At 74.1% G+C, this 11,479-nt stretch carries 10 protein-coding genes; 4 read left to right on the forward strand and 6 right to left on the reverse strand.

Translation table 11 applies throughout. The annotated features are described in order from the left end of the window. Window positions 1-181 precede the first annotated feature (181 nt). Window positions 182-793 carry a GNAT family N-acetyltransferase gene (locus RM812_RS29280; protein ID WP_311578818.1) on the forward strand — a complete coding sequence of 204 codons (612 nt, stop codon included), beginning with the start codon at window positions 182-184 and terminating at the stop codon, window positions 791-793. A 7-nt stretch (window positions 794-800) separates the two neighbouring features. On the opposite strand, the gene RM812_RS29285 is transcribed toward RM812_RS29280, so the two are convergent. From RM812_RS29285 to RM812_RS29295, 3 genes are all read right to left on the reverse strand, one after another. Then, a complete protein-coding gene (locus RM812_RS29285) occupies window positions 801-1,469 on the reverse strand; it encodes a pyridoxine/pyridoxamine 5'-phosphate oxidase (RefSeq protein ID WP_311578821.1) in 669 nt (222 codons plus the stop codon). A 52-nt stretch (window positions 1,470-1,521) separates the two neighbouring features. Further along, window positions 1,522-1,947, reverse strand: a complete 426-nt coding sequence (locus RM812_RS29290; RefSeq protein WP_311578824.1) for a pyridoxamine 5'-phosphate oxidase family protein — start codon at window positions 1,945-1,947, stop codon at window positions 1,522-1,524. A gap of 538 nt (window positions 1,948-2,485) precedes the next feature. After that, window positions 2,486-3,121, reverse strand: coding sequence for a TetR family transcriptional regulator (locus tag RM812_RS29295; RefSeq protein ID WP_311578949.1), 636 nt, complete (start codon window positions 3,119-3,121; stop codon window positions 2,486-2,488). A 134-nt stretch (window positions 3,122-3,255) separates the two neighbouring features. Between RM812_RS29295 and RM812_RS29300 the strand changes: the two genes are divergently transcribed. From RM812_RS29300 to RM812_RS29310, 3 genes are all read left to right on the forward strand, one after another. After that, window positions 3,256-4,044: a VOC family protein gene (locus RM812_RS29300; protein ID WP_311578827.1), complete on the forward strand. Its 789-nt coding sequence runs from the start codon at window positions 3,256-3,258 to the stop codon at window positions 4,042-4,044. Between the two features lie 191 nt (window positions 4,045-4,235). Then, entirely contained in the window at window positions 4,236-6,647 is a 2,412-nt protein-coding gene (locus RM812_RS29305; RefSeq protein ID WP_311578830.1) for an outer membrane protein assembly factor BamB family protein, read from the forward strand. Between the two features lie 111 nt (window positions 6,648-6,758). Next, window positions 6,759-7,331, forward strand: coding sequence for a hypothetical protein (locus tag RM812_RS29310; RefSeq protein ID WP_311578833.1), 573 nt, complete (start codon window positions 6,759-6,761; stop codon window positions 7,329-7,331). A gap of 84 nt (window positions 7,332-7,415) precedes the next feature. Here the strand turns inward: RM812_RS29310 and RM812_RS29315 are convergent, their stop codons facing one another. From RM812_RS29315 to RM812_RS29325, 3 genes are all read right to left on the reverse strand, one after another. After that, window positions 7,416-7,637, reverse strand: a complete 222-nt coding sequence (locus RM812_RS29315) for a sigma-like protein (RefSeq protein ID WP_311578836.1) — start codon at window positions 7,635-7,637, stop codon at window positions 7,416-7,418. 206 nt (window positions 7,638-7,843) lie between these two features. Continuing rightward, on the reverse strand, window positions 7,844-10,906 hold the full coding sequence (locus RM812_RS29320; RefSeq protein ID WP_311578839.1) for an AfsR/SARP family transcriptional regulator: 3,063 nt from the start codon (window positions 10,904-10,906) through the stop codon (window positions 7,844-7,846). 90 nt (window positions 10,907-10,996) lie between these two features. Then, the gene (locus tag RM812_RS29325; protein WP_311578842.1) at window positions 10,997-11,407 is read right to left on the reverse strand and encodes a nitroreductase/quinone reductase family protein; all 411 of its coding nucleotides are present in this window, start codon (window positions 11,405-11,407) and stop codon (window positions 10,997-10,999) included. Window positions 11,408-11,479: the final 72 nt, after the last annotated feature.

Here is an 11,479-nt window from a genome sequence, read left to right on the forward strand (position 1 = left end):
GCCGGTCGGGTGGCGCGGGTCCGGCTGCTGTGGGTCGGGGTGGCGTGGGCCGGGTGGCGTATCCAGGGTGCTGTGGGCCGGGGTGCCGCGGGTCGGGGTGTCGCCGGTCGGGTGGTGCGGGGCGGGGTGCCGTCGACCGGGTGCCGTGGGCGGGGTGTCGGCGGTCGGGTTGAATGGCTCGATGGCCCACACACGCATGTACACTCGCGACCCCTCCCTCACCGAACCGCACGGACACGGCCTCCGCCTCCGCGCCTGGGACGCCGGCTCGGACGCCGACGTGGCGACGTGGCTGCGCGGCTTCCTGGACCCCGAGTTCCAGCGCTGGAACACGCCGCTCAAGCTGTGGACCGACCTCGCCGGGGCCCGCGAGTCGCTGCGCGCCCGGGCGCGGGAAGCGGAGGAGGGCACGGCCGCGTCGTTCCGGGTCACCGACGAGGAGAGCGGTACGACGCTGGGGCACATCGGCGTCAACGAGATCAGCCCGCAGTTGAAGGTCGCCCGGGTCGGCTACTGGGTGCTCCCCGAAACCCGGGGCCGCGGCGTCGACACCCGCGCGCTGCTCCTCGCCTCGCGCTGGGCCTTCACGGAACTCGGCCTCCACCGCCTGGAACTGGGCCACGCGGTGGGGCACGTCGCCTCCTGCCGGGTCGCCGAGCGGTGCGGCTATCCGGCCGAGGGGACCCTGCGCGAGGCGATGTTCGAGGCCGGCCGGCACGACGCGTTCCGGGACGTGCACCTGCACGCCCGGCTCGCGACGGACGAGGAGCCGGCGGCGGCCGGCGGACGGTGACGCCCGCTCACGGCCACAGCAGCCGCGTGCGCCAGCCGCCGTCCTCCGTCCGCCGGTAGGCCAGCCGTAGGTGGCGCCGACGCGCGTCCCCCTGGAAGAACTCCGCCTCGTCGGGGAGCAGTCGGTACAGCGTCCAGGACGGAACGGGCGCGTCCGGCTCCCGGCCCGCCCGCTCCCAGGCCGCCTCGGAGGCCCGGGCCAGCTCCTCGGGCGACTCCAGCTCCGCGCTCTGCCGTCCGGTGAGGGCGGCGGCCAGGGCGCCGGTCGACCGCGCGTGCAGGTCGGCCAGCGCCTCCTCGGCCCCGGCGACGGCGACCGGGCCGCGCAGGCGCACCTGACGGCCCAGCACCGGCCAGTAGAAGGAGAGGGCGGCGTACGGGCGGGCGGCGAGGTGGCGGCCCTTGCGGCTGTCGGCGTGCGTGGCGAAGGACCAGCCGGCCGCGTCCGCGCCGTGCAGCATCACGATCCGTACGTCCGGCAGCCCGTCGGCGTCCGCCGTCGCCAGCGCCACGGTGTGCGGCTCGGTCTGGCCGGCCGCCACCACCTCGGCGAACCACCGCGCGAACAGGGGCAGCGGTTCGCCGGGCGCGGTGGCCGGGTCGAAGGGCGGCAGTTCGGTGACCGCGGGGTCCCACACCCGCAGCGACCTCAGCAGTTCGTGGAGATCGGTTCCCATGCCCCCGATTGTCACGCGCCGGGCCCGTCGCCGTCCGGTACCGGCCGCCGTCCTACACCGATCCGAGGTCGGAGGAGACCCAGCGTTCGGGCCGCATGCGGACGACGATCTGCTCGCCGTGGTTCGCGGTGGCGAACGCGACGTAGCCGTCGACCTTCTCGGCCGGGAGGTAGCGGGCGGAGATCTCCCGCAGGTCGCCCTCCGTCGCGGGGACCGTCTCGACGACCGGCCCCTCGACCGAGACGTACCGGATGGTGGGCTCCAGCCGGTCGACCATCAGGGAGAACCGGCCCGCCGCCTTGATCAGCCGGTTCTTGCGGCTGTCCAGCCCGGTCATGATCCATACGTCGCCACCGGGCTCGTACTGGTACCAGATCGGCACGGTCAGCGGGGCGCGGCCCGCCTCCGCGTCGACGGCGAGCGCGGCGATGTGCGGCTCGGCCAGGAACTTCTCACGCTCGTCGCGGGTCAGGGCCATTCCGGTCTCCTCCAGCGGGTAAGGCGGACGCGGGCAGCGGTGCTGAGCACAACACCGGCCGGGCGGAGGGCTGTTCCCCGTTCGTGCGACGCCCGCCGGACGTCCGCCGGAGCATCGCCGGGCGCCGTACCGGCGCGAACGCGCCGATGCCCGGCCTCGCGGGCCCCTGACGGGCGACGGCACGGCACACCCGGCGCAGCAGCCCCAGGACGACAGTCTGCACGGGCACCGGCGGGTGCGCACCCCGGGTGACCGGGAAGTGCGACGGCACGGATGCCCGCCGGGCTGCGGCAGGGTGATCGGTGGCCACCGGGCGGGGGTGGATGCGGTGCGGCCGCCGTGGGGCTGAGGGCCGAACTTCGAGGCGCCGGTCCTCGTGTCGGTGCGGCGGGAGGGCCGGGACACGGGGCGCCGAGTTCGAGCGGGAGGCCGGCGGGGCGGCGGCGGTGGCGGTGCGGGGCCGGCCGCGGTCGGCCTGGTGGGGGAGGGGACGTGGCACAGATGACAGGGCTGCTGTGTCGCGTCACCGCGCCACCGGTTACTTCGTGGGCTTCTTCCCGGTGACACCCAGGTACATCAACAGCGACAGCGCGGGCTTGAGTTCGGCCTGCTTGACGCCCCAGGAGGAGAAACCTTTCTGGTGCGAGGCGGCGGCGGCCAGCATGACGACCAGTGAACCGGCGATCGCCGCGGGGTTCACGTCCTTGTCGACCTTGCCCTTGGCCTGCAGTTCGGCGACGGAGTCCGCGAGGGAGGAGTTCACCGAGTTCAGGATCTTCATACGGAGCTTGGCGAACCGTTTGTCGCCCTCCGCCGCGCCCAGGTCGACGACGCGGAGGATCGCGTCGTTCTTCCGCCAGAACTCCAGGAATCCGTCGACGAGTTCCTGCGCCGTCTGCCAGCCGGCCTTGCCGACCCACGAACGGCCCGCCGTCAGATCGGCCAACCCCGAGCTCTCGGCGGCCATTTGGTCGGCGATCTCCAGGACGGCGCCCTCGACGTCCGGGAAGTACTGGTAGAAGGTCGCCGGCGACGTGCCTGCCTTGCGGGCGACATCGATGACTTTGACATCGCGATAGGGGGAAGAGCTGAGCATGTCGCTGAGGCAGTCGAGCAGTTTCTGCCGGGTCGCCTGCCCACGTCGACCGGCCACGCGGCCGTCGACGGTACGCACTTGTCCTGTCATGACGTCAGCTTACCGACGGGTGATCGGCGCGCGATTCGGCCGACTGCAAATGGGGTGCGCGGGCGCGGAGAGGCTGGTGTGCCTGGTCTGCGCGGTGCGGGCGGCACGGTTACTTTGACGGCATGGCCGAAAAAGGGGCATCCGCGAAGCGGACATCCAGCCGCCCGTCCGCATACCCGGAAGGCGTCCCCTGCTGGGTGGACGCGCAGCTTTCCGACGTCGAGGCGGGCAAGCGCTTCTACGGCGAGCTCTTCGGCTGGACCTTCGAGGAGGGCGGGGGGACGGGACCCGGCGCCTACGCGTGGGCGAGGCTGGACGGCGAGCCCGTCGCCGCGCTCGTACGCAAGACGGACGGCCGGATGCCCACCGTCTGGACGGTGTACTTCGCCGCCACCGACGCCGAGGCCCTGGCCGGGCGGGTCCGCGCGGCCGGCGGGCAGATCGTCACGCCGCCACAGCCGGTGTCCGAGCTGGGCACGACCGCGCTGGTCACCGACCCCCAGGGCGCCGTCTTCGCCCTGGTGCAGCCCCCGGGCGCGCCCCGCACCCCCGGCCACGCCGGTTTCACCGGTTTCGGGCGGCGGCACGAGCCGGGCACCTTCGCCCGGGTGGAGCTGTACACCCGGGACACCGAGGCCGCCGGCGCCTTCTACGGCGACCTGTTCCACGACGCCCTCCTCGGCCCGGACGCCGCACCCGACTTCGGCCGCGCCCCGGTCTCCGACGTCTTCCCCGCCGAGATGCCGCCCCACTTCCTCGTCCACTTCCTGGTCGAGGACTGCGAGGCCGCGCTCGGCACGGTGGCCCGGCTCGGCGGACGGGTGCGGGTGCCGCCGTTCGAGACGTCGTACGGACGGGTGGCCGTGGTCTCGGACGGTCAGGGGGCGTCGTTCGCGCTGCTGCAACGCTGACCGCGGGTCGGCGGGTGTGGCTCTTTGCCCTGGTTCGGGTGAGACACCCTGATTATCCTCAGGTTCGCCACCGGCGCCTCGGCCAGGAAGAATCGGGGTGCGTGCCGCCACGGAGGTGCGGTGGTGAGACGCTGCACTTCGGTCGCGTACATATGTGGGTGGCGCGGCTCGTACGGGGAGGTGGCAGGCAAGTGGTGGATCAGCTGACGCAGCACGATCCGCGGCGGATCGGGCCGTTCGAGGTGCTGGGGCGACTCGGCGCCGGCGGCATGGGGCTGGTCTATCTCGCGCGCTCGGCGTCCGGCCGGCGCGTGGCGATCAAGACGGTCCGGACGGAGCTGGCGGAGGACCAGCTCTTCCGCGTCCGCTTCACGCGCGAGGTGGAGGCGGCCCGCGCCGTCTCCGGCTTCTACACGGCGGCCGTGGTCGACGCCGACCCGCGCGCCGCGGTGCCGTGGCTGGCCACGGCGTACGTCCCCGCACCGTCCCTCGAAGAGATAGTGAACGAGTGCGGGCCGCTCCCGGCCCAGGCGGTGCGCTGGCTGGCGGCGGGCGTCGCCGAGGCGCTGCAGTCGATCCACGGTGCCGGGCTCGTCCACCGCGACCTGAAGCCCTCCAACGTCCTCGTCGTCGAGGACGGCCCCCGGGTGATCGACTTCGGCATCGCGTCCGGCGTCTCGAACACCCGTCTGACGATGACGAACGTCGCCGTGGGCACCCCCGCCTACATGTCCCCGGAGCAGGCGAAGGACTCCCGCAGCGTCACCGGCGCGAGCGACGTGTTCTCGCTCGGCTCGATGCTGGTCTTCGCCGCCACGGGCCACCCGCCCTTCCACGGGGCCAACCCGGTCGAGACGGTCTTCATGCTGCTGCGCGAGGGCCCCGACCTGGAAGGCCTCCCGGACGAGCTGCGTCCGCTCATCGAGTCCTGCATGCAGATGGAGGCCACGGCCCGCCCCAACCCCGCCGACCTCCAGTCCCAGCTCGCCCCGCACCTGTTCGGCTCCGGCTCCGACGACAGCGGTACGGCGTCGGCGTGGCTGCCCGAGCGGGCGGTCGGCCTGATCGAGGGCCGTCGTGGCGGCCGGCCTCCGGCCAAGCCCGCCACGACGGCCGGCGGCCGCGGCGGCGGGGCCGGTGGCGGTGGCCCGGTCGGCGCCCGTCCCGCGGTCCCCGTGCCCCCGCCCCCGCCTTCGCACGACCCCGTCGTACCGGCGCCGCCGGTGCACGCACCGCCCGTGCACGCGCCCGTCGGCGCGCCCGACACCGGCCCGGTCCGGCTGGCCGGCGTCGCCGTGCCCATCGGTCCCGGCCCGCGCGTCGCCGACATGCGTGCCGCCGCCGTGGCCGCGCCCCCGCCGGAGTCCGCCCTCGCCGCGTCCTGGTCCCGCCCCCGCCCCGGGGTCAACGGCGCCGACCCCGCCGTACCGGCCGCGCCGCCCGCCCCCCTCGCACCCCCCGAGGCGTCGCCGGCCGGCTGGCGCCCCTGGCGCTTCCGCATGTCCAACGACGTCTGGGGCACGCCGTCCGTCGCCGAGGACCTGGTCTACGTCACCTCCTTCGAGGTGCACGCCCTGGACGTGGGCACCGGTCGCCGCCGCTTCAAGACCCGGGACGTCGCCTGGTCGATGGCGGTCGCGGACGGCCGTATCCACGCCTCCGACGGCCCGACCCTCTTCGCCCTGGACGCCCGCGAGGGCGCCGACCTGTGGCGCGTGCAGACCGATGCCTGGGTGTACTCCCTCCAGGCCGACCGGGGCACGGTCGTCACCGCCACCCGCGGCGGCGGCGTCCAGGCCTGGGAGGCCTCGGGCGGCCAGAAGCTGTGGGAGATCACCGGCGCCCAGAGCGACTTCGAGTCCCCCGAGGCGGGCGCGGCGCTCCACGACGGCACGGTGTACGTGTGGCAGGACGCCCGGCTGCGCGCCCTGGACGCCCGTACCGGCGACGAGAGGTGGTCGTACCCGATCGGTGACGCCGCCTCCTGCGGCGGGGTGCCGGTCCGCGTCACCCAGGCACCCGACGGTTACGTCTACGTCGCGGCCGGCACCCGGGTCCTCGCCCTGGAGGTCACCTCCGGCCACGTCCGCTGGCACTTCGAGGCGCCGGCGGTCTTCCTCGCCCCGCCGGCCTTCGTACCGGGCCCCGCGGTGACCGGCGGCGGTGTCTACCTGGCCGACTACCTCGGCACGGTCTACGCCCTCGACGCCACCGACGGCCGCGACCGCTGGCGCATCGCGACGGAGGCCCGTTCCTCGACCGACCCGGTCCTGGTGGCCGCCGGCCACGTGCACGTGGGCAGCGGCAAGGGCCTGTACACCCTGGACGCGGTCACGGGCACGCCCAAGTGGCGCTTCCAGGCGGGCGGCGACATCGTGGGCGCGCCCGCGGTGGCCGAGGGCCGCATCCACTTCGGCTCGACGGACCACCTCCTCTACACCCTGAAGGCCGACGACGGCCGCCTGCGCTGGAAGCTGGCGACCGGCGGCGAGATCACCGGCTCCCCGGTCGTCCGCGACGGCATCGTGTACGCGTGCAGCAAGGACCGCTGCGTGTACGCGCTGGACGCGGAGAAGGGCACGGGGACGGCCCGTACGACGTGAGACGGGGCGGCGGGCCGCGGGCCGTGTGGTCGGGTGCGCTGGGTGGGCGGGGTGCGCCGCCGTGGCGCCCTGGTGACATGCCCGTGACACGTGGTCGTTAGCGTGAGCGGCATGACAACACGGGGGCGAGCACTCAGGTTCACGGCGGTCTCGGCACTGGTGGTCCTCAGCCTGACCGGCTTCTCGACGGGACGCGGTCACGGCCACGGGGGCGGTGACGGCGGCGGCGGTTGCAGCAGCTCCAGCCAGGACCACGACAGCTCGTCGTCGACCACGTCCGGCGGCGGCGCCCACAAGGACGACGACACCGACGACGACAGCGGCTACGGCGGTGCCACGACCGGCGGCTACGGCAGCGGTTACGACACCGATGACGACGGCGGCGGCAGCGGGGGCGGCGACGCGGACACCGGCGGCCCGGAGCCCGCCACGGTGGAACTGGTGAGCTGCGCGACCGAGTCCGACCCGTACGCCACCGTCGAGATCACCAACCCGAACGCCCGCGAGTACACCTTCGCCGTCACCGTGTACTTCAAGGACGGGGAGGACTTCGCGATCGACGACGCCCGCGAGGAGGCCACGGTCCCCGCCCGCGGCGTGAGCCAGGTCCGCCTGAGGCTCGTCACCGACACCCTGCCCGACCACTGCGAGCTGTACGACCCGGAGCCGCTGCCGCTCACGTAGGCGGGGCCGGCATCACGGACACACGTCGGCCGCGGCGGCTCCCCTCCGCGCCGCCGCGGCCGATCCCCGTGTGGGAAAGAAGGTCTACTTGCCGTCCAGATCCAGGGCGGGCGGGGCCGGCATGGGGTTCTCCCCCATCGTCGTGATCGCGGGCTTGGCCGGTCCGCTGGGCATCGGGTTCTCCAGCGTGGTGGCGCCACCGTCCTTCGGCGGCGCGGGCATCGGGTTCTCGAGCGTCGTGATGGCCTCGCCCGTGACCGCCCTGCCCGTGGCCGCCACTTCCGTGTCCTTCTGGTTGTCGCTCATGGGCTTGGTTCCCTCCGCTGTGGTGGCATGTGGCAGACGCCCGCCCGGGGGCTCCCCCGCGGGCCGCCGGGCGGGCGTTCGGAGCCGCACCATAACTGGTCGGTCCCCTGGCCAGACCGCCTGCCCCCCGACGCGACGGTGTGACGGGTACGACCATGCCGTGGGGCGATAAACGAACGCTGAACGCCCTTCGCCACGCACGCGGTTCAGGCGGCCGAGGCGGGGGTGAGCAAGGCCCGTGCCTCACTCGCCTCCTCGGCACCCTCCTGCTCGTAGAGGCGCAGAGCCTTGTTCCAGCAGGCCCTGGCCCGGTCCGTCTGCTCCAGGTCGGCCAGGGCGCGGCCCAGCAGCGTCAGAACGTTGCCCAGCATGCGGTCACCACCGATGCAGCCGAGGGCGAGGGCCTGTTCGGCGTGCTGGGCCGCCTGCGAGGGCCGTTGGGCCGCGAGGTGCACTTCGGCGATGCGGAAGTTCGTCGTTCCCTCCCAGAGCCGTTGGCGGTGGGCGGTGAAGATCGTCAGTGCCTCGGAGAAGTGCCCGAGGGCCTCCGTGTGCCGACCGGCCCGGTTGAGTGCGATGCCCAGCGCGTAGTGGCTGTTGGCGAGCCGGACGGTCCTGCCGAACTCGGCGTGCGCGGCCAGCCCCCGTCGTGCGAAGTCGACGGCTTGCACCACGTCGCCCACTCCCAGGTGGGCCCGTGAGAGGTTGCACAGGGCCGTCGCCTCGGGCGGACGGTTGCACAGGGCCCGGAAACCCTCGATGGCCCGCTCGAAGAACGGCTTGCTGTCGCCGTGCCTCCCCTGGTGCAGGCAGATGAGCCCCAGACTGTTGGCGACCCAGCTCACCGCGACGGCGTCCCGGACCGACTCCGCGAGCCGCATCGCCAGCCGGGACTCCTCCTCGGCCTGGGAGATGCGGCCTGACACCAGCAGGACGTCGGTGAGCACCGTCCGCGCCCGTCCCTCGGCCAGAGTGTCGCCGGCCGTGCGGGTCGCTTCGCACATGCTTCTGGCCGTCGTTTCGTACTGATGCGAGTTGGCACCGGACTCGGTGAGGTCCTTGGCGGCCCAGAGCAGGTCGACGGCACGCCGGAGCCGGTCCGACTCGGCGGCCTGGCGTACGCACGCGAGCAGGGGCGCCGCCTCGCTGTACAGCCAGTCCAGCGCCGCCGAGCCCTCGGTGAACGTCAGCCCGGGATGGTCCGTCGGCTCCAGGCCGTCCACCAGCCGGTCCCCGGGCCGCTCGATCGCGTAGACCCCCGCCGCCGTGGCCAGGTAGAAGTCCAGCAACCGCGACAGCGCCGCCCCCCGCTCGCTCGGCGGATGCTCGTCCCGTTCCGCGCACGCACGCGCGTAGAGCCGCACCAGGTCGTGGAACCGGTACCGCCCCGGTGCCGCCGATTCGAGCAGCGACGTGTCGACCAGGGACTCCAGGAGGTCCTCCGTGTCCTCGACCGGCAGGTCCAGCACCGCCGCCGCCGCCGCGAGGGAGATGTCCGGGCCGTCGGCGAGGCCGAGGAGCCGGAAGGCGCGGGCCTGGGCCGGTTCGAGCTGGCCGTAGCCCAACTCGAAGGTGGCCTTGACCGCGAGGTCACCGGCCTGCAGCTCGTCCAGGCGGCGGCGTTCGTCGGCCAGCTTGGCGGCGAGGACCGAGACCGTCCACGTGCGGCGGGCCGCGAGGCGGGACGCGGCGATGCGGATCGCGAGGGGGAGGAAACCGCAGGCGCCGACCACGTCCAGGGCCGCCTTCCGCTCCGAGGCGACCCGCTCCTCGCCCACGATCCTCGTGAACAGCGCCAGTGCCTCGTCGGGGGACATCACGTCCAGGTCGACCAGTTGCGCCCCGGCGAGGTCCACCATCCGCACCCGCGCCGTCACCAGCGCGGCGCAGCCGTCCGTGCCGGGCAGCAGCGGGCGCACCTGGGCCGCGTCACGGGCGTTGTCGAGGAGGACGAGGACGCGGCGGCCGTCCAGGACGGAGCGGTAGAGGGCGGCCCGGTCCTCCAGGGACTCGGGGATGGCCGAGTCGGCCGTGCCCAGGGCGCGCAGGAAGGAGCCCAGCACCGTCTCCGGTTCCGCCGGCCGCGCGCCCGCGCCCTGGAGGTCGACGTAGAGCTGTCCGTCCGGGAAGGCGGCCCGCGCCTGGTGGGCGACGTGCACCGCGAGGGTCGTCTTGCCGACGCCGCCGATGCCGGCCAGCGCCGAGACCGCCATCACGCGGCCCGCGCTGCCGGCACCCGAGGCCGCGGCCAGTACGTCGCTCAGCTCGCGGACGAGGGACGCGCGTCCCGTGAAGTCCGGGACCGTGGCGGGTAGCTGGGCCGGGCGGAACCGGGCCACCGTCGACTCCGCGGCCGGCGCGGGCGGTTCGGCCAGACCCGGGTCGGCCCGGAGGATGCGCTGCTGGAGTTCCTGGAGGCCGGGGCGCGGGTCGACGCCGAGTTCGTCGGCGAGCAGGCGCCGCGTGTCCGCGTAGACCGCGAGGGCCTCCGCCTGGCGTCCGCTGCGGTAGAGGGCCAGCATCAGCAGCTCGCGCAGGCGTTCCCGGAGGGGGTGGGCCGCCGTGAGCGCCGTCAACTCCGAGACGGCCTCGGCGTGGCAGCCCTGCTCCAGGTCCATGTCCAGCCGGGCTTCGAGGAGTTGGAGCCGCCACTCCTCCAGGCGGACCCGCTGCGCCTCCGCGTACGGGCCTGGCACACCGGCCAGTACCTCGCCGTCCCACAGCGCCAGCGCGCGGCGCAGGACGTCACGGGCGCGGCACAGGTCCCCGGCGCCGCGCGCCCTCTCCGCCTCGGCGGCCAGGTCCTGGGCGGCGGTCAGGTCCAACGCCCCCTCGCCCAGGCCTCGTACGGCGTACCCACCCGACTCGCTCACCAGCACCCCGGTGTCCAGGACTTTGCGCAGGCGGGACGCGTACGTCCGTACCGCCGCCAGCGCCTGCGACGGCGGGTCCTCGCCCCACAGGGCGTCGATCAGCTCGGCGGCGGTGGCGGTGCGGCCCTCGCGGAGCAGCAGGGCGGCCAGCAGCGCGCGCTGCTGGGGGGAGCCGGTGGCCAGTGGTTCGTCGCCGCGCCAGGCGCGCACCGGTCCGAGCACGCCGAAGCGCAGCGCGGCCGACGGCTCCCGTCCGGCCGACGTCCCCCGTGCCGAGGACGACTCCCGGTCCGGCGACTGCCGCCGACCCGGAGATTTCTCCGTTTCCGGCGATTTCTCCGGTTCCGCCGGGGATCCGGGGCGCCGCTGCTCCGGTACCCGCGGTACACCGTCCATGCAGTCCCCCTAGACATCCTGAGCAACTACGCCAGTTTGCCTTGTTCATGCCGACCTCGTCAGCCGTGGGAGACGGCGATCACAGGTCCGTCACATGCCTCCGCGGCCCTCCAGATCCACCCGCACCGTCAGCAGTCCCGTCCCGACCCCCATCGCCCGCACCGCCAGGCTGTTGAACCGGGGGAGGCGGCGCAGGCGCGCGATGGGGTCGTCGTCGGGCAGGACGTGGGCCGTCCCCGTGTGCCAGCGGCCCCGGACACGCACCCGCACCCGCGGATCGGCCCGGAGGTTGCGGACGTACTGGGACCGCTCCCCGAACTCCGACACCAGCCAGAACGAGTCCCCCACCAGGCGCCCGCCGACCGGCGTGCGGCGGGGCAGGCCGGAGACGCGGCCGGTGGTCTCGAGCAGGGTCTGGGTCGGCAGCCGGCGCAGGACGGAGTTGAGCCGGCGCTGGAAGGCCGTGACGGCCCGGTACTTCTTCTCGGCGTAGGACGACATCGTTCGTTCACCCTCCCGTTTCGTGTGTGTCCATGTTCCCCGGAAAACCTCTTGGGGACGGTGTGGGCGGGG

Origin of the sequence: Streptomyces lancefieldiae (genome assembly GCF_031845825.1) — a bacterium.
Lineage (GTDB): Bacteria > Actinomycetota > Actinomycetes > Streptomycetales > Streptomycetaceae > Streptomyces > Streptomyces lancefieldiae.

What these genes read in the sequence shown, in the direction of transcription:
- RM812_RS29280 (WP_311578818.1), top strand. Translation starts at nt 182, where the DNA reads ATGGCCCACACACGCATGTACACTCGCGACCCCTCCCTCACCGAACCG.
- RM812_RS29285 (WP_311578821.1), bottom strand. Translation starts at nt 1,469, where the DNA reads ATGGGAACCGATCTCCACGAACTGCTGAGGTCGCTGCGGGTGTGGGAC.
- RM812_RS29290 (WP_311578824.1), bottom strand. Translation starts at nt 1,947, where the DNA reads ATGGCCCTGACCCGCGACGAGCGTGAGAAGTTCCTGGCCGAGCCGCAC.
- RM812_RS29300 (WP_311578827.1), top strand. Translation starts at nt 3,256, where the DNA reads ATGGCCGAAAAAGGGGCATCCGCGAAGCGGACATCCAGCCGCCCGTCC.
- RM812_RS29310 (WP_311578833.1), top strand. Translation starts at nt 6,759, where the DNA reads ATGACAACACGGGGGCGAGCACTCAGGTTCACGGCGGTCTCGGCACTG.
- RM812_RS29315 (WP_311578836.1), bottom strand. Translation starts at nt 7,637, where the DNA reads ATGAGCGACAACCAGAAGGACACGGAAGTGGCGGCCACGGGCAGGGCG.
- RM812_RS29320 (WP_311578839.1), bottom strand. Translation starts at nt 10,906, where the DNA reads ATGGACGGTGTACCGCGGGTACCGGAGCAGCGGCGCCCCGGATCCCCG.
- RM812_RS29325 (WP_311578842.1), bottom strand. Translation starts at nt 11,407, where the DNA reads ATGTCGTCCTACGCCGAGAAGAAGTACCGGGCCGTCACGGCCTTCCAG.